This is a genomic window from Trichocoleus desertorum ATA4-8-CV12, assembly GCA_019358975.1.
GTDB lineage: Bacteria > Cyanobacteriota > Cyanobacteriia > FACHB-46 > FACHB-46 > Trichocoleus > Trichocoleus desertorum_A.
In genome coordinates this window covers 1-18498 of record JAHHIL010000071.1, presented here as the reverse complement: position 1 = coordinate 18498, position 18498 = coordinate 1, and the positions used below count along the sequence as shown (strand labels likewise).

Below are 18498 nucleotides of genomic sequence, written 5' to 3'. Positions count from 1 at the left end.
TGCAACTCCTCAAGGCGTTGATGGAGCGTTATCCCACCCAAAACATAGTGGTGCAAAGTGCTCACATTCGCACGCTGGTGTGGCTCAAGCCCGCGATCGACAATCATCAGGGCGGCTTTACCATCGTTGATAAAAGTTTACCGATGAAGGAACTGTTGCAGATGGTGGATTGGTCGCTGCGGGAGCGTACCTACACACCCAGGGAGATCCGCAACGGACTGCAACTGAATGCGAAGTGGCTAGAAGTGTTGCAGTTGGCTTTTCAAGAGGGACTTCAGGATACAGCGATCGCGAAACGGATGAACATCTCCGAGCGCACGGTGCAGTACTACTGGAGCAAAATTCGCGATGTCTTGGAAGTCTATCCCGACGATGACAAGAATCTGCGGATTCAAACGGAATTGCGAGCGAGAGAAGTAGGGCTGATTGACTAGTGAGCTACCGACTTTGGCAAAACTTGAAAACAGAGAGCAAAATCTGGCGGAGAAGTGCGCTGCCCGGGTTGCTGGTGATTGTAGGAATCATCCTGGCTCGGCTCACGGGAGGATTGCAGTTTTTAGAACTGGTGGCGCTGGACCAACTGCTGCGATCGCGACTGCCCGAAGCAACCGATGAGCGAATTGTGATTGTGGGCATTACAGAAGCCGACATCCAACGCGCGAAAACGTATCCGATTCCCGATGGTGTGATTGCAGAGCTAATTAACCAGTTGCAAACCTATCAGCCTGCGGTGATTGGTTTAGATATTGTGCGAGATCTCCCCGTAGAACCAGGGCATGTTGCTTTAGCCTCTATCTTTCGCAGCCAAACCAACGTGATTGGTGCTGAAATTGCCCTCCCAGATCGCAGTGGCTTTACCGTGGCTCCTCCCCCAGTGTTACCACTCGAACAAGTCGGGTTTGCGGATGTGGTGCTCGATGCAGATGGCTATCAACGGCGCAGCCTCCTGGGAACACACGATCGCCAAGAAGACTATCATTTCTCCTTCACAATCCGGTTGGCAGAAGCATATCTGGCGACCCAAGGCATTGAACTAAACAATGGTGTGCGCGATCCCGAAGCGATGCGCTTTGACTCCGTGGAACTGACCCGGGTTCGACCCAATACCGGAGGCTATGTCAGAGGGGATGCAGGGGGCAATCAAATCTTACTGAATGTGCGCAGCGGGCCACAGCCGTTTCGAGTCCTCTCGTTGGCTCAGATTCAATCGGGGCAAGTCGATCCTAAATGGCTACGGGGAAAGATTGTACTGATTGGGGTGATGTCTTTTAGTGCCAAGGATTTGGCGAGTTCTGGGGCAATCGCGGGCATCAATCCGGGACGCATCTATGGCGTGGAGATGCAAGCTCATGCCATTAGCCAGATTACCAGTGCTGTGTTGGAGGGTCGCCCTTTGTTGCAAGTTTGGGCTGAGGGCTGGGAGTATCTGTGGATTGTCGGCTGGGGCGTGGTGGGGATTAGTTTGGGGCGCTGGTTGCGATCGCCGGGACGACTCCTCTTAGCGCTAGCAGTTGCGAGTGGCAGCTTAATTGGCCTGAGTTATGGAGCGATTCTGTTAGGTTGGTGGATTCCCCTGGTGCCCGCGCTGTTGGGACTGGTGTTGAATGGTGCGGGGTTGACGGCGGCTTTGTTCTATCGGCATGAACAAGACCTGCGATCGCGCTTGGAAGAGCGGCAGTTTGTGATTCAACAAATCTTTGATGCCATTCACAGTCAACCGTTGCAAATTCTCAGTCAAGTGTTGCGGGAAGAACAGGCTAAAGATCATCCTTCTCCTTTGCTGGCAGATTTGCAGCGGATGAAGCAGGAAATCTATGCCATTTTTGGTTCTGCTCAGCGCAAGGTGTTTGATGAAGCGGGAAATTTGCGTGTGGGTGGGGAAATCGAGTTTGCCCTGCAAGCCCCCTTACATGAACTGCTGTACAAGGTCTATACCAGCAGCCTGGAGCGGGACTTCCCCCATTTCCGCGACATTAAGTTCAAGATTGTGCAATTTGAGCCTTTAGACACGCAGCATCTACGCCTAGAACACAAGCGAGCCCTCTGTCGCTTCCTGGAAGAAGCTTTGTGCAATGTGGGTAAGTATGCGGTGGGAGCGACGCGATTAACAGTGATTTGTCAGCAGGAAGGCCAGCAGCAGGTAATCCGCGTGACCGATAACGGCAACGGAATTGCCGGAGTGGTGGCAGCGGCGAAGGCACAACCGCTGTCCCTGAAACTTCCCAGCCTCAAGCTCAAATTCTCCAGTTTTGGGATGGGCACGCAGTTGGCGCAAAACCTAGCAAAGCAGTTAGGAGGAACCTTTCGGCGCTACCCCCATCAGCTTAAGGGCACAGTGTGTGAACTGAGTTGGCCCCGACAAAAGCGTTGGTTCCGCCGCTAAAGGGGATTGCACTTTCCCGCAAACCTCGATCGTGGACAAGGCCCTAGTGGATTGACCGCATTTAGCCTATCGTAAGACACAAAATAGGGAGGATCGAGGAATGACTCAACAATTTCCACTGTCTCTACTCCAGCGATCGCAACGGTTGGTAGGTTTAGGGCTCGGTTTCTGGCTAACTTTGGCACCTGTGGCGCTGGCGCAGTATGTGCCCCCGAAAAAAGCTTCGGCCCCTAGAACCACCAGTACGACGATCACCAGAGGCGATGCGCCGGGGCAATTGGCAGCTTTGGTGCCTTACAGCCATATGGGACTGACGACCGCAAAGCGACCCACATTTGCCTGGTATGTACCCGATCGCGAGTCTTACCCGCTAGAGTTTCACTTATTCCGCCTCAATGGGCAACCGCTGTATAAGACGCAGATGCAAAGCCAACCGGGGGTGATGCAGTTCTCGCTACCCGCCGAGCAACCGGAGCTAGCACCGGGCGGCTATATTTGGCAGGTGATGATGCAGTGCGATTGCTCTGCTCCAGTGGCGGTCAGTGCGGCGATGCAAGTCGTGCAGCCCAGCCCAGAGTTGGAGCGGCAACTGACGGCAGAACCCAATGCCCAAAAACGCGCGAATTTCTACGCAGAGAACGGCCTCTGGTATGACGCCCTAGCTGTTGCCCTAAAAAATGTCGGCACTCCTGAGAACCAACCCATCCTCTTAGATTTACTCAATTCTCTCTCCGCCACGGAAGCTCAAATCCTCAAGCAATGGAGCGATCGCCTCCTGCAACCAGGAGCTACTCGATCTACACCGCAGACCCAATAATGCCAACCTTTCCCCGCCCCCTGCTTGCTAAGGTACGATGGCCTGATTCCACTCTTCAGCTTATGCGCCCCCAACAAATTGCCCTCTTAGTCTCGCTCCTAGCTTTCTTTCCTGCGGGGCTACTATTGCCTCTTCCCCTTCTTCCCTTCAGCTCTCTCTCAGCTTTAGCACAAACTCTGGAATCCCGCGATGCAGAAGCAAACCGCTTGTTACAGCAGGGGTTTCAGCAATATGGAAAGAGCCAATATCAGGAAGCAATCAAATCTTGGCAGCAAGCATTGGCAATCTATCGCGCCGCCTCAGATCGCAATGGAGAGGCTGATGCACTAAATAATCTGGGGGGTGCTTATGGTTTTCTCTCTCAGTACCAGAGAGCCATTGAGTACTACGAGCAAGCGCTACCGATTTTCCAGCAAGTGCGCGATCGGAGTGGGGAAGGTTTAACCCTACATCACCTAGTAGTCCGCCACGATGATTATGACAGGCTAGGAGTGGGATAGAGACGCTTGAATTTGCTACGAGCATCCACGGTAGAAAAGCGCCAATTCACCGTTGCTTGGTTCTGATTACGTTCTCGCTCCCATGCCTCTATCTCTTGTTGCAGTTCGATGATACTTGGGATGCGGCGCTTGAGACATTGACGAGAGAGCACCGAAAACTCTAACTCAACCATATTCAGCCAACTTCCATGTTTGGGGGTGTAGTGAAACTGAAGCTTGGAGAGAATACGAAGTGCCTCTTGAGGTGAAAACGTCCGGTATAGTGCGGCTGGAGTATGGGTGTTGAGGTTATCAAGTACCAGATGAATCAGTCCCGCATCAGGGAAGAGGACATCCACCAAGTACTGCATACACAACGCAAAGTCTTCAGCAGTGCGCTGTTGGGTCACTTTAACGTGCCGCCAAGCCAATAAAGGTTGGAAGAAGGCAAACAAGTTGCAAGTCCCTTCTCGTTTGTATTCATAGTCATAACGTTGGAGTTTGCCCGGTTCCGGTGGCAGTGGCATACGAGTTTCACGGACTAATTGCACCGGACGCTCATCGAAACAGACCACAGGTTCTTGAGGGTCGTAGGGCTGAGCATACAAGTCCAGCACTCCTTCCATGCGCCACACAAAATCGGCATTGACTTCGCCGATACACCACTGCTCCTTCAGCCAGGGCTTGAGCTCATTTTTTTCAGAGTCCGACGGACCGTTTCATCCGAAATTTGTGCCACCAACTCCATCTCGACTAAACGGTCCGCTAACAACTGCATGGTCCATTCGGTCCGACCGTCAGGTGGGTCACTACAAGTGGTTGCCACTAAAAAGGCTTCAGCTCTGCCATCGAGCTTCCGTTTGCCTCCGGGTCGAGGAGATTCCGTCAAAGCAAAATCAACTCCCCCAGCCACAAACTTTTGCCGCGTCCGATGAACAGTAGATTCTCCTACGTAGAGCATTTGGGCAATGGTTTCATCTCGATGTCCTTCATCGGCTAACAGAAGAATTTGGGCACGCTTAAACCTTCTGCTGGAAAGATGATTGTGATGAGTGAGTTGAAGCAGAGACTGACGCTCTTCAGATGTGAGGTCAACGACGTATTTTTCTGGCATGAGAGATTCTAGTTTTTTACCAGTGTCCCTGAGTCCTCTTTACTTGTCAAAACCACCGTGGTGAACTACTAGGTACCATACTGTTTAAAACAGGAAATCTCATTAGTGCTGAGGAAACTCTAACTGCAACAATAAAAATATGGGAATCCCTGCGAGCTGGTTTGACCGATGAGAACAAGGTTTTTCTCTTTGATACACAAGTGAGAACTTATGGAATCTTACAGCAAGTTTTGATTGCCCAGAATAAATTAGAAGCAGCTTTAGAGATTGCTGAGCGAGGTCGAGCAAGAGCCCTTTAGTGCAGTATTCCATCATTCATGATGACTTCTCTGTTCAGGGGCAAAAGTCTCAGGGCAAACGCATAAAAAATAGGGGGTAGGCTAAAGGCAGTCACAAGCCACTCAGGTAACTGCAATGGTTCTGCCGAACGATGCTAGCCTTCTGACTCATTTTGCCAGCCTGGAAGACCCACGAGACGAACGCGGCAAAGAGCATTTGTTGCTTGACATCATTACCATTGCGATTTGTGCTGTCATCAGCGGAGCCGAAGGTTGGCCAGACATCGAGGAGTATGGACGAGCCAAAGTCACTTGGCTGCAAACCTTTCTGAGCCTGCCCAATGGTATTCCGACTCACGATACCTACCCTTCGGGAAGCAAGCTAGTGCTCGCTTGTTTGCCCGACTGGAGCCAGAGCAGATGCAGCAATGTTTCATCCAGTGGATTGGGGCGATTAGCCAGTTGACGCAAGGGGAAATCATTGCCATTGACGGCAAAACCGTTCGTGGTTCTTACGACAGCAGTGGCAAAGGAGCCATTCACATGGTTAGTGCTTGGGCCAGTCAGAACCGACTGGTGTTGGGACAACGCAAAGTCCAGGAGAAATCGAATGAGATTCGTGCCATTCCCGAACTACTAGAAGTGCTGGCCATTGCTGGGTGTATTGTCACGATTGATGCGATGGGTTGCCAAAGAGAGATTGCTGCGGCCATTATTGACCAGGGTGCTGATTACGTGCTCGCCCTCAAAGACAATCAGCCGACCTTGTTCGAGGATGTGCAGTGGCTCTTTGAACAAGCCCAATCTATCCAGTTTCAGGATGTCGAGCATGATGTGGCTCGATCGCTCGACAAAGGACACGGACGCATTGAGGTTCGACGCTGTTACACGCTCTCTGGCTCCGAGTTGGACTACCTGGTGCAAAAGAATCACTGGAAGGGTTTGCAAACGGTAGCGATGGTTGAGAGTGAACGCCGTCTCAATGGCAAAGTCAGCACAGAGCGGCGCTACTACTTGAGCAGCCTCAGCCAGGATGCAGCAGTGATCAATGCAGCCATTCGGAGCCATTGGACGATTGAGAATGGGCTGCACTGGGTGCTTGATGTCTCTTTTCATGAGGATAGCTGTCGAATTCGCAAAGACCACGCTCCCCAGAATATGAGCTTGCTGCGCCAGATTGCCCTCAATCTCTTAGGTCAGGACAAATCCACCCAAGTGGGCATCTCAGCCAAACGCAAAAAGGCAGGCTGGGATGATGCTTACCTTGTCAGAATCCTGGCTCAATAATTTTCATGCGTTTGCCCTGGCAAAAGTCTCATGAATCTACCCTCTACATCTGGGTGATTCAGCCTAACGGTAAGATTAGGTTCCGACAAGTAGACCTTAAACCGCTCTGGCAACAACACGACTATTCTTTAGCAAGTTTGATTGTGGGGCACCAGGAATTTCTCGCTGTTCGTAGCCGTCAAGGTCTCACTTTTAACCCACCACCTTTTACTGCACCCCCTCAGCCCGATCTACCAACGCTGCATCAAGTGCTGATTGATCCGATCGCTGAATTGCTCCCTCAAGACCCTAACGCCCACGTCATTTTCATCCCTCAAGGGCCACTGTTCCAAGTGCCTTTTCCTGCCCTCCACGATGTCAAGAGTGATTACCTCATTCAAAAACATACGATTTTGACAGCTCCTTCCATTCAAGTGTTAGCTTTAACTCGGCAGCAGCGAGATCGATTAGCGAGTCGGCAAAAAAGTAACAGCGGTGAAGCATTAGTCCTGGGCAATTCCACCATGCCCAGCGTCTCCTTTTCTCCCGGAGAGCCTAAGCAACCGTTGTCTCCGCTCCCTGGTGCTCAAGTAGAAGCAGAAGCGATCGCCACTCTCCTAAACACCAAAGCTATTACAGGAGTAGAGGGAACTGAGACGGCAATTGTAGAAAAAATGCCCCAAGCTCGTCTGATTCACTTGGCAACGCATGGTCTACTGGATGACGTTCAAGGACTAGAGAGTGCGATCGCCCTCACTCCTTCTCGCACAGATGATGGTTTGCTCACTGCCGCCGAAATCCTCGACCTGCAACTACAAGCAGAGCTAGTTGTTTTGATCGCCTGCAACACCGCACGAGACAAAGTCACAGGGGATGGGGTGATAGGCTTATCCTGCTCCTTGATTGCCGCAGGGGTAACCAGTGTTTTGGTTTCTCTCTGGGCAGTCCCTGATGCTCCTACAGCTGAGTTAATGGCCGCGTTTTACAAGAACCTCCAAAAGAACCCTAACAAAGCACAAGCCCTCCGACAGGCCATGCTCAGCATGATGGAAACTCATCCTCAACCCAGAGATTGGGCCGCTTTCACCCTGATTGGAGAAGCCGAATAGAACCTGTCAGCAATCGTCCTCAACGTCAAACTAGCAGTGCTATCCAGGCTGTGTCGTCTCCTTGAATTGCACCTTTCCGCAATCTCTCTTTGCATCCTTAAGTGGCTCAAATTTGTGGCTAGACCCGATGAAGTCACAACCCGTTTTACCTAAGCTGGGACTCAAAGCTGGTTAGCAGCCCTTCGACATATCCTGAATCCTAAAGGTACACAAATGCTGAGTTCACTCACTCATCTCCGCCCCATCTCCTTATCCCTCGCTCTAACGGCCTCTGCCTTACTCTCTCTCCTTCTCGCTTCCGCTGCTCGCTCTCAAGCCCAGCCCCTACCCACCAATCACCCTTTCCAACAGCCAGAACAGTATGAATGGACGAGCGCTGCTGAGACTCTGGTACCACTGACAGGCGATCGCCTCCTGACTACGCTATCAGAAGCTGAGAGCCTCCAAGCCACCGTCACCAACGCCTCCTTTGAGCAGCCTGTGCAATTTGTGGTAATTCCCGATATCGAGGATTTGCTTCAGTCACCCCATTCTGATCAACCTCAGGCAGAGTACTTGCTTCAAAATTGATACTTCTCCCTTTGCACAAAGTAACCGCCAACTACCCTTCAGATTGCGCTTTCCCACAAACGAAGTTTGCCGATAACCCCCTGGAGGCTTCCACTCCTAACACCTAGACTAAAAAGCGATCGCCGAGCATCAAACGCTCTCTTGATTCACTTGGACTTTCCATAACTTGAGGATTGGTCTATGAAACTGTTTGCTCCTCGTAAAAATCTAAAGGAAGTTGAGCGTTGGAACTTATTACACTTCAGAAAACGAGCACCGGCTATCCAATGTAATGCATGGCAAAAACGAAATCTGCTTTTGCCCAAATGAGGCATTCTGCTCTGACCTGTCTAAATATTCAAGTAATTCATCTATAAAGTTCCATAGCAATTTATGGCCGTGGAGAACAGCTAATTGTTTAGTCTATACTCTACACCCCATTCACATCTAACGCATTCACATCTAACGAAAGGAGTTCAATCATGGGATTCTCTCAAGACTATTCACACGTTCCTGACTGGGTGGAAAAGCCTGAAGGATATCAAACCGGCTCAATGGTGAAATACGAAGGCAATGTCTTTATTGCTAACTTCTGGGCTTCAAAACCAGGGGAAGGCGATCCCAACGAGAACGGGTGGCGATTGTATGATGAACTGTATGATGTTACATCTAGCCCTGCAACTACACCCGCTAGAATCATTGGCTACATTCCAACCTGGCGAAAGAAAGAAGGATTTAACTATGACAATGAAGAGATGTATCTCAACATTACGCATGGAATTATCTCGTTTCTCATGTTTGATCGGAACAATTTGGGTGAGTTTGAATCAAAATCAGTCAATGATGTCAAAGCTGTTCTCCGAGATGTTGTGCTGACTGGACATCGATGTGACACCAAGATCTCGATCGCCCTTGGCGGTGCAATGGACTATGGCTTCCTTAACCTGATGGAACGGATTGGCAACAATCCTACCGATCCCGCACTGGAAAAAGCAGTCAAAAATGTCGTTGATTTTGTTAAATCCAACGATCTGGATGGGGTAGATCTGGATTTGGAATGCTGGTGGGATGAAAACAACGATGCGAGTAAAGATCAGGGCGGCAGACTCAAGAGTGATGGAGCGCATCCAGCAGGCAAAGGGTTGACGGAATTTGCCAAACAATTGAAGCAGGCAATGCCGGACAAAATCATTTCAGCCGCGCTGTTTGCCACCTCCTGGTACGGCAATTGCTACGACCCAAGATTGGCTGAGTATGTGGAGTGGCTCGGCATCATGACCTATGACTTGACTGGCTCTTGGAATCAATCGCCGGTCGGTTCGCAAACTGCTCTACTGAAGATTCGCAAGCAAGAGGAGTATGCAGAAGAGCAGCAGGGAGAATGGCCCGCCAATCGCAAGAGTTCTGGGAATGCGACCGATCCCCTGTCAGACAATCCCATTCTTTCGGTGGAAGACTCGCTCTGGTATTGGACAAATCCCTTCTTTACCAACTGGCAGGGAACAGGACAAAACCTCAAGAGAAACAAAATTGCCGCAGGAGTGCCTATTTACGGCTATGATTTTGCCTACGGCAAAGAACCAGATGATTTGAGCGATCAAGTTCCTCCGGGCTATAAGGTCATCCGTTATAAAGATATCCTCAGCCAATTTCCGGATGCTGATACAGCAGCCAATGCCAACATCAAGGTAGCGGGAACTACACCCAGACCTCCGTTTATCTCTGCGCCTGGAACTTACCCTTACGCTCACAATATCTACTTTGAAACGCCCAAAACTGCTACTGATAAGTTAAATTTCTTAAAGAGTGTAGGCGCGCAGGGTGTGATCATTTGGGAACTGACAAATGATGTTTGGGAAAATGGGAAGAGTATCGTCAAAGCACTCTATCAAAACTCCGGGAATCCACCCAAGCAAGCAAAACCAGCGGAACTGCCACTACCAAAAGACTGGTTGCCTAAAACTTGGATGGCAAGCATCCCAGATAGCAAAAAACTTTCAGAACTGACAATTCCCGGTACACACGATAGTTGTACATACACTTTAAAGAATGGAGAGCTAGCAACTCCTATTACTAGAACTCAGCGTTTAACATTGGAAGAGCAGTTAAACGCTGGAATCAGGTTTCTTGATATCCGGTGCAGACATATTGAAAATGCCTTTGCTATACATCACGATCGAGTTTACCTACACTTAAATTTTGATGATGTACTTAAGGTATGCACAGCTTTTTTAACTGCAAATCAAAACGAATGTATTGTGATGTCTGTGAAAAATGAACACACAGAGGGAGAAGGTGTCACGCGCTCATACGAGGCTACTTTTGATTCGTATTTACAAGGTACCAGCAAGGGTTTTTGGTATTTGGAAAATACGATTCCTACCCTTAAAGATGTTCGTGGAAAAATTGTTTTACTGCGACGTTTTGGATTAGACGATCGCGTCGATCGTACTGGAACTAAAGGCATAGATGCTTCATATTGGCCAGATAACACAACATTCGAGAATAAAAACGACAAAGTTCGTTTAAGGGTACAAGATGCCTATAAAGTTCCTACCATTCTAGCAGGGGATATTGATCGTAAATGGAACGCAATCAAAAGCTTGCTTGACGAAGCCAAATCTGATGCAAGCGATACTTGGTTTATCAATTTTACAAGTGGGGCTTCTGCTTTTGCATATCCTAATGCTGTCGCTGGTCGAATCAATCATCGCGTCTCTGCTTACGTTGATGATAAGTCTCTCTCTCAGGTTCGGCTAGGCACAATCGTGACAGATTTCCCTGACGACAACGGTAAAACCGACATGGTTGACCGGATTATAAAGGTCAACTTTCTACAGCAGTAGACGCAATACGGTTAGGTTAAACTCTAACCAGTATTGAGTGCAGAGAAAGCGTTAGCGTAACCACCCTACAAAATTCCCACCTGTAAATTTCCAGTAATGAGTCATGCTTCTTGACGAGACGAAGAGCCTTTCATGCTCCGATTCATCGCCAATCACCGGATTAGTTACAAGTAAATTTTTTGAAGGCGATCGCACGAGTTCAAATAGTTCTCGATAGACACAGGCAAACCTTGAGCGATCGCTGCCAAGTCAATGGCGGAACGTACGGTATAGAGCTATTTAAATCTATTTTCAAGACCGGCTTCAAACTGATTGCCAACGAAGCATCTTCAAATATTTGATTGGCAATCAGTTTGAGCTAGAGCGAGCGAATTTGTCGAATTAGGGAAAATATTTATCATGCACGAGAGTGAGTGAAATTCGTTCAAGAAGCGCTGATTAAGGCGAAGTTTAATCTCAGAGCAGCCGGCATCTTTGGTACAGATACAGAAGCGGTTGTGAAAGCGTTTCAACAGCAAAATGGCTTGATGGTTGATGGTGTGGGAGCTAAAACACTAGAAAAGCTCGAATGTCGATCGATTGAAGATTTGATGGCCGCTTGAAGTTGAGGTGTTCGCAATTGCAACGTACTTTGACTTCTACTTTTTATTACCGGAGGCAGCGATGGTACGTCATGTTTATGCACTACTAGTTGGAATCGATCAGTATGCAGGTTCAGTGCGACCGCTTGAGGGCTGTGTCAATGACATTAATGCGATCGCCACTTATCTTGAAGAACGATTAGACCACAATCAGTATCAGCTTCACGTGGAAAAATTGCTGAATGAACAGGCCACTCGTAAAGCTGTCATTGCAAAATTTCAGCAGCATTTGGGTCAGGCCACTCATGAAGATGTCGCACTGTTTTATTACAGCGGGCATGGATCTCAAGAACCTGCACCGCGAGAGTTTTGGCATCTTGAACTCGATCGCATGGATGAAACATTGGTGTGTTGGGATAGCCGTACCAGCGATTGGGATTTGGCTGATAAAGAGCTAGCCTATCTAATTGCTCAAGCGGCTAAAAACGATCCGCATTTTGTGATTGTCCTTGATTGCTGCCATTCGGGATCGGGCACTCGTGATGCTGGGCAAAAAGTGCGCCACACACCTGCCGACCGCCGCGCCAGAACCGTTCAAGACTTTATCTTTTCGCTGCAAGAACTCGAATCGATTGCGCTTGCTGAAGGTGGTGCAAGCGGCTGGAACCTTCCACAGGGACGGCGAATTGTCCTAGCAGGTTGCCAAGACCAAGAACTCGCAAGCGAATACAGTGGCGACAATCAGCCACGCGGGGCGTTCTCTTACTTTCTGCTGGATACACTGCAAAAAGCAAACGGGACGCTGACCTATCGCGAACTATTCAAGCGATCGAGCGCCCTCGTTCGCAGCCGCATCAAAACTCAAACGCCACAGATTGAAGTGTCGCAGGCTGAAGACCTCGATCTGCCGTTTTTCAACGATGCAGCGGCGATCGCACCTCGTCAGCCTTATTTCACGCTCTCGTATGAGCGCGATTGCTGGGCGATCGATGCAGGCGCGGTACATGGCATTCCACACTCGATCGACGATCCGGTGCGGCTAGCGCTCTATCCGCAAGGTAGCCCGTCCGAACAGATGCGACAGATCGATCAGGCAATCGCTCAAGCGGAAGTCATTGAAGTGCTACCGCATCAAAGCATTGTGAAATTCACGCAGGGCGGAGAACGCTTTACGTGCGATACCGTGCTGAATGCCATGATTGTGAGCTTGCCGCTTCCCGTCTTTGGCGTTTACTTTGAGGGCGATGCAGGTGCGATCGATCTCGTCCAGCAGGAGATGCAAATTGCGTCGGGCGGCAAGCCTTCGCTGTATGTGCGGCGAGTAGAAACGCGACAGGAGGCACAGTATCGGCTGTTGGCGCGAGGCGACGAATTGCTGATTACCAAACCGACAGACGATCGCCCCCTCGTCGAGCAGCTTGTGGGCTACAGCCACAACGCCCGTAAAGTTGTGCAGAATCTAGAGCATATCGCTCGCTGGACATCGATCGTTGAACTGCAAAATCTGGCTACGGGTTCGCTGCCGCCAGATGTAATCAAGCTGCGGTTTTACCAAGATGCATCAGGCTCGCTCGAACTCAAAGAAGCCCCACTGCGGCTGGAATATGAATTAGAGCAAGGCAAGTGGAAAAAACCAGCTTTCTACTTGCAGCTTGAGAATGTCAGCGATCGCCGCCTCTACTGCACCCTGCTCGATTTGACTGAGGAATACTCGATCAGTGCGCCGCTGTTTCCCAACACAAATGGCGGTATCTGGCTTGAGGCAGGGCAAGCGGTTTGGGCGTTCGATCGCCGTCCGATCGCGCTGAGCATCCCCGATCGCCTTTTGGCTCAGGGCGTTACCGAATATCAAGACATCCTCAAGCTGATCGCCAGCACCGCAGAATTTGACCCAACACTGCTGATTCAGCCGAAGCTGGGCAATCCGCGCCCGACGACGCGCAGCTTAACCAGCTCCCGCAGTACGCTCAACCGCCTGATGGCGCAGGCCACCATGAGAGATTTTGCCGTCATCGAAGCGGAGGAAATCGATGAGTGGTTAACGAGCCAGATTGCGATCGTTACCGTTCGCCCCAAAGACACGCAGCCGCTTCAGGCTACTCAACCGACTAATCTAGGCACAGGCGTTGTCGTTCTGCCTCATTCTAGTTTACAGGCCGATGCGCGGCTGACAACAATCTTGCAGGCGACTCGTGATGTTGGCAGTCACGTTCTGCCACCGATTTTGCGGGATGATACGCAGCCGTTCCAATTCACAACGAGTCGCGGCGTTGATCCGGGCTTGAGCGCTTTGGAGTTGCAGATCAAGGAGTCCGATGCTGCCTCGATCGCCACTGTCACGCCCGCTCAACCTCTCAGACTGATTGTCGATAAACCGCTGGCCGCAGATGAATACATTCTGCCTGTGGCTTATGATGGCGAGTTTTTTCTGCCGCTCGGACGCGGACAAGCCCAAAACGGCAAAACTGAAATTCGGCTCGATCGCCTCCCCAGTTCAATCAGCGACAAGAAGAAAAGTTTAGGCGGCTCGATTCGCATCTTCTTTCAAAAAGTCGTCAGCGAAAAGCTCGGCCTCGAATTTCCCTACCCAATTTTGGCGGCTGTGACGGTCAATGATGACGGCTCGATCGCCTATGAAGCCGATCCTGTAACGGTCAAGCAGCGCATCGCAGCAGCTAATAACATCGCGATATTCATTCACGGTATCATCGGCGATACGCAAAGCATTGTGCCCTGTGTACGGCAAATCGTGCCCGATGGTAAAGGTGGCTCGATCGCTCTAACACAAATTTATGACCTCTTCCTCACCTTCGACTACGAAAATTTGAACACCGCGATCGGCACGATCGCTGAGCAGTTGCGCGATCGCCTTGCCAAAGTGGGTCTAAGTGCCAATCACAGCAAAACGCTACACATCATCGCGCATTCGATGGGTGGCTTAGTTTCGCGCAGCTTCATCGAGCAAAAAGGTGGTGATCGCGTCGTGCAGCATTTGATCATGCTGGGCACACCCAACGCCGGATCGCCCTGGGCAACCGTGCAGGACTGGGCAATTGCCGCATTGGGAATCGGCATTAACAGCTTGTCTACTGTCGCGCTGCCGATCAAGGTGCTGGGCAGTTTGGTGGCGGCGAGCGAAGCGATCGACATCAACCTCGACCAGATGAAACCCGGATCAGAATTTCTGACGACGCTCAAAGATGCCGCCGATCCGGGCGTTCCGTACACGATCGTCGCGGGCAACACTTCGATCATCCAGCCGCCCGACCGCACTACTGAAAATCGCATCCAGGCACTGCTTGCCAAACTGGTCAAAGGCGCGATCGAGTTTCCCTTTTTGGGTGCGCCAAACGACATTGCCGTGACAGTGCATAGCATCAAGAACGTTCCCCACGATCGATCGCCTCAGCCGCAAGTTGTCGATGTCGCTTGTAACCATCTGGTTTATTTTACCGATCCGGCAGGCTTACGAATCTTGGCGGAAGTCGTTGCTAACAGTGAATTGGCGGCAATCCCTCGTCCGACTCCCCCACCCGTAACCAGTTCAATTAAACTACCCGCTGCACTATCTTCTCCGGCTACCCGTTTGTCCTGGTTACCTTTAGTTTTAGTCACCGTTTTGAGTGCGATCGCGGGAATTTGGCTGTGGCAAGAATTCAATCCGGCTATCGATCGTAACAATCAGCCGAATCAATCCGGCGAATACAGACCGCAAAAGCTGAGCATGATTAAATTCAAATTCTTAAAATTTTAGGAGTGCATCATGAGTTTTGATAGAAATCTGGCGATCGTGATTGGCATTAACAGCTACGAACATGGCATTCCCGCATTACAAAATGCCGTAAATGATGCCAAGAAGCTTGTCGAAACCTTGCGAACACAACACGACTATCAAGTCTGGATTTGTCTAGATGAAGTCGCGACATTTAAGAATCTCTGTCACTTGCTTGAAGTCACGCTGCCGCAACAGGTGACAGCAAACGATCGCCTGTTATTTTATTTTGCAGGTCATGGTATTGCCCTGAATGGTGAAGACGGCCCTGCCGGATATTTAATTCCATGCGATGCCCAGAAGGGAAATATCCAAAGTTATTTGCCAATGACGCGCTTACAAACGGCACTTGAAAATCTACCTTGCCGTCACTTTTTAGGCATTCTTGATTGCTGTTTTGCCGGAGCTTTCCGCTGGGGCAGTCTGCGAGATCTGATCACGACGCCTGAGGTTATTCATCAGGAACGTTACGATCGCTTCATTCAAAATCCGGCATGGCAAGTTATCACTTCTGCCGCCTCTGATCAGAAAGCTTCAGATGCCTTTGTACTCGACGCTAATCGCGGACAACCGGGCGAGCATTCACCGTTTGCTATGGCTCTAATTGATGCCCTGGCTGGTGCTGCCGATCGAAATCTACCGACCGAACCGGGAAAACCCTTCGGTGACGGTATTGTGACCGCAACTGAACTGTATTTGTATCTGCGCGATCGCGTTGAACTGGCAACGATCGATCGCCACCGCCAAACGCCGGGAATTTGGCCGCTCAAAAAGCATGACAAAGGCGAGTATATTTTCCTCACGCCTGGACACGAATTCAATTTGCCGCCCGCACCTCCACTAGATGCCTCCAGAAATCCTTATCGTGGTTTGGAACCGTTTGAAGAAAATCACAGTGAGCTATTTTTTGGTAGAAGCGAACTGATCGAAAAGCTACACAATTTTGTCAAAATTCATCCTCTTACAGTTGTTCTGGGTGCTTCGGGTTCAGGAAAGTCCAGTCTAGTCAAAGGTGGATTAATCCCCAAATTAAAAGACGCGCACAAAACTCATGAGAAATGGTGGATTTTACCATCAATTCGCCCTGGAGAAACTCCGCTTCAAGCGTTGAATAATGCCCTTGTTGCGGCTCAATTAGCAGCGATCGAGTTGCAAAACCCACACAAAACGCTGGCTCAAAGCATTGCAGTTTGGATGGAAGGAAATCCGAATTCCAAGCTACTCATCTTTATCGATCAGAGCGAAGAAATCATTACGCTTTGCTCTGATGAAACGGAACGCCAAGCATTCTTTCAACAAATTCTGATCGCGATCGATGCCCATCAACAGCGGTTGCGAGTTGTGTTGAGCTTGCGGTCTGACTTTGAACCCCAAATTAGAGATAGAAGCTTGAAATTTATTGAAGCTTCTAATCAGTCGGGACACACAGAGCTAAGAAAACGGTGGCAGAGCGAACGGTTTATTGTTCCGGCAATGACCCGAGGAGAACTGCGCGAGGCGATCGAGAAACCTGCCGAAGCACGAGTGATGCATTTTCAGCCTCACGAACTTGTAGAATAATTGATTGATGAAGTGGACAATATGCCGGGAGCATTACCCCTGCTTTCTTTTGCCTTGAGCGAACTTTATCTTAAGTATCTGAGGCGGCAGTGGGATGCACAGAATAGAGGTGTAGCAATCGATCGGGCACTCACCCAAGCAGATTATCAAGATTTGGGAGGAGTTATCCAATCACTAACTCAAAAAGCCGATGAGGAATACGAGTCGTTAGTTGGAAAAGATCCAGCTTATGCTCAGATTATCCGCCATGTGATGCTGCGAATGATTGCTATTGGTGGGGGTGAATTAGTACGCAGACGAGTTCCGGTAGAGGAACTAAGATACTCCGCAGAGAAAAATGATCTAGCTGAACAGGTCATTAAGCGTTTTATCGAAGCGCGATTACTAGTGAAAGGAAAAGATGCAGAGGGTAATTCTTATGTGGAACCAGCCCATAATGCTTTAGTGCGGGGCTGGAAAAGGTTTCTAAGTTGGGTAGAAGAGGAGAAAAACTTAAGATTGCAGCGCCGTTTAACTCCTGCTGCTATAGAGTGGAAAAGTCAGCAACAAGCAAGGTTTCTTTGGAATGCTGACCCCTATTTGAGTGTGTTGGAAGAGGTAAATAGTTCTCAGACGAACAATTGGTTAAACCAATTAGAAATTGAGTTTGTGCAACAAAGCATTAAACAAAAACACAAGAATACCCGTTTGCGTTGGGGCACTGGGATCACTGTGTTACTAGTCGTCACAGCATTTGTTGCATCCGCAGCAACATTCATGTGGACAATTTGGTCTAACTTGGCAAACAAACCAAATGTCATATTCACTTCTCCTGAGCAAAAGATTAGCGGAACTACAGATTACAGATACCTATATACTCCTAATACTGCAAGAGGTTATTCGAGTGTATTTAATCAAATCGTGATGGGCTTCTCAGAAGATAGAGGAAGTAAAACTACAGGTATACCGGACTGCATAGATGTTGGGCAGCTTTTTGACCAAGGAGAAAAGAGTGAAAGTGGAAGCAATTTCACTTTCACTGCACCAAAAGAACCAGGGGTGTACTATGTAAGATTTAGATCTGCACTTGAATATACTTGTGAAGGAAACACTACGGATTCTCAAGGTAAAGTTCATAACAGTGCTGTGGACAGTTGGAGATCTGGAGAATACACTCTTCCTGAGCAATCAGATATAGGAATTGTCATAGTTGGAAGTGTATTTAACTTTCCTTTAGAGGTTTGGCAAGCCTACTCTAACAATGTATCTATCCAGAACACTGTCCCTGGTGATGAAAATTTTAATGGAGAGGTATATGTTGTTTTAAGAAACTTTAGGTTTAACAAATGACAGCAGCAATATTGGGTGCATCCCAGTCTTGCAAGACTCAGTTTGAGAAGTAGCCATTGAGATAAGCACACCGTTGTCGCAGCACTTGCTGCACGTTATCTTCGTCCCACTGAGCCCCCGAAATCTTCACCCGTCGCCCGATTTGCTTGACCCTTGACTCAATCTCGCCAGAGCCAATGGAGATGCCCTCGGCTTGGTAGTAGGCATAGTTCACGATGCGGTGTCGATGCTTGGTCAAGTAAGCCACAAATCGCTCGACCCGCTCATGGGTCCAATCATCAAATAGCCTAACGGCTCCCTCAACATCGCCTTGCCAGAGACAGGCCTCTACCTTATCGAGCCGCTGCTGTGACCCGCCGACCTTACCCAAATTTTCCGTCAGGTGGTACCAGTCTAGAATCTCTAAGCGTTGCAC

The 18498-nt window shown here is 49.4% G+C and carries 13 protein-coding genes and 1 pseudogene; 12 read left to right on the top strand and 2 right to left on the bottom strand.

What is annotated here, in order from left to right; genetic code table 11:
• From KME12_26145 to KME12_26130, 4 genes are all read left to right on the top strand, one after another.
• Window positions 1-434 (top strand): DNA-binding response regulator (locus KME12_26145; protein MBW4491251.1); only part of this gene is annotated, 434 nt, incomplete at its 5' end.
• A 74-nt stretch (window positions 435-508) separates the two neighbouring features.
• Window positions 509-2383, top strand: a complete 1875-nt coding sequence (locus tag KME12_26140) for a CHASE2 domain-containing protein (protein ID MBW4491250.1) — start codon at window positions 509-511, stop codon at window positions 2381-2383.
• A gap of 100 nt (window positions 2384-2483) precedes the next feature.
• Window positions 2484-3200, top strand: a complete 717-nt coding sequence (locus tag KME12_26135) for a DUF928 domain-containing protein (protein ID MBW4491249.1) — start codon at window positions 2484-2486, stop codon at window positions 3198-3200.
• A 62-nt stretch (window positions 3201-3262) separates the two neighbouring features.
• Window positions 3263-3700: a tetratricopeptide repeat protein gene (locus KME12_26130; protein ID MBW4491248.1), complete on the top strand. Its 438-nt coding sequence runs from the start codon at window positions 3263-3265 to the stop codon at window positions 3698-3700.
• Here KME12_26130 and KME12_26125 read toward each other — a convergent pair.
• A protein-coding gene (locus KME12_26125) for an IS630 family transposase (GenBank protein MBW4491247.1) occupies window positions 3676-4793 on the bottom strand; the annotation gives its coding sequence in 2 pieces (ribosomal slippage) (window positions 3676-4382 and window positions 4382-4793; 1119 coding nt in all). The genes KME12_26130 and KME12_26125 overlap by 25 nt on opposite strands.
• Window positions 4794-5207: 414 nt before the next feature.
• Here KME12_26125 and KME12_26120 point away from each other — a divergent pair.
• From KME12_26120 to KME12_26085, 8 genes and pseudogenes are all read left to right on the top strand, one after another.
• Window positions 5208-6358 (top strand): annotated as a pseudogene (locus tag KME12_26120) (ISAs1 family transposase).
• 5 nt (window positions 6359-6363) lie between these two features.
• The gene (locus KME12_26115) at window positions 6364-7446 is read left to right on the top strand and encodes a CHAT domain-containing protein (protein MBW4491246.1); all 1083 of its coding nucleotides are present in this window, start codon (window positions 6364-6366) and stop codon (window positions 7444-7446) included.
• Between the two features lie 213 nt (window positions 7447-7659).
• Window positions 7660-8016, top strand: a complete 357-nt coding sequence (locus KME12_26110; GenBank protein MBW4491245.1) for a hypothetical protein — start codon at window positions 7660-7662, stop codon at window positions 8014-8016.
• 461 nt (window positions 8017-8477) lie between these two features.
• A complete protein-coding gene (locus tag KME12_26105; protein ID MBW4491244.1) occupies window positions 8478-10841 on the top strand; it encodes a phosphatidylinositol-specific phospholipase C domain-containing protein in 2364 nt (787 codons plus the stop codon).
• Window positions 10842-11254: 413 nt separating this feature from the next.
• Window positions 11255-11443: a peptidoglycan-binding protein gene (locus KME12_26100; GenBank protein MBW4491243.1), complete on the top strand. Its 189-nt coding sequence runs from the start codon at window positions 11255-11257 to the stop codon at window positions 11441-11443.
• 61 nt (window positions 11444-11504) lie between these two features.
• Complete coding sequence (locus KME12_26095) at window positions 11505-15176, top strand: caspase family protein (protein ID MBW4491242.1); 3672 nt, start codon at window positions 11505-11507, stop codon at window positions 15174-15176.
• Between the two features lie 9 nt (window positions 15177-15185).
• The gene (locus tag KME12_26090; protein MBW4491241.1) at window positions 15186-16754 is read left to right on the top strand and encodes a caspase family protein; all 1569 of its coding nucleotides are present in this window, start codon (window positions 15186-15188) and stop codon (window positions 16752-16754) included.
• Window positions 16755-18083 carry a hypothetical protein gene (locus KME12_26085; protein ID MBW4491240.1) on the top strand — a complete coding sequence of 443 codons (1329 nt, stop codon included), beginning with the start codon at window positions 16755-16757 and terminating at the stop codon, window positions 18081-18083.
• Window positions 18084-18120: 37 nt separating this feature from the next.
• On the opposite strand, the gene KME12_26080 is transcribed toward KME12_26085, so the two are convergent.
• On the bottom strand, window positions 18121-18498 hold a 378-nt coding region (locus KME12_26080), incomplete at its 5' end, for an ISKra4 family transposase (protein ID MBW4491239.1).

What these genes read in the sequence shown, in the direction of transcription:
- KME12_26115 (MBW4491246.1), top strand. Translation starts at nt 6,364, where the DNA reads ATGCGTTTGCCCTGGCAAAAGTCTCATGAATCTACCCTCTACATCTGG.
- KME12_26090 (MBW4491241.1), top strand. Translation starts at nt 15,186, where the DNA reads ATGAGTTTTGATAGAAATCTGGCGATCGTGATTGGCATTAACAGCTAC.
- KME12_26105 (MBW4491244.1), top strand. Translation starts at nt 8,478, where the DNA reads ATGGGATTCTCTCAAGACTATTCACACGTTCCTGACTGGGTGGAAAAG.
- KME12_26110 (MBW4491245.1), top strand. Translation starts at nt 7,660, where the DNA reads ATGCTGAGTTCACTCACTCATCTCCGCCCCATCTCCTTATCCCTCGCT.
- KME12_26135 (MBW4491249.1), top strand. Translation starts at nt 2,484, where the DNA reads ATGACTCAACAATTTCCACTGTCTCTACTCCAGCGATCGCAACGGTTG.
- KME12_26095 (MBW4491242.1), top strand. Translation starts at nt 11,505, where the DNA reads ATGGTACGTCATGTTTATGCACTACTAGTTGGAATCGATCAGTATGCA.
- KME12_26130 (MBW4491248.1), top strand. Translation starts at nt 3,263, where the DNA reads ATGCGCCCCCAACAAATTGCCCTCTTAGTCTCGCTCCTAGCTTTCTTT.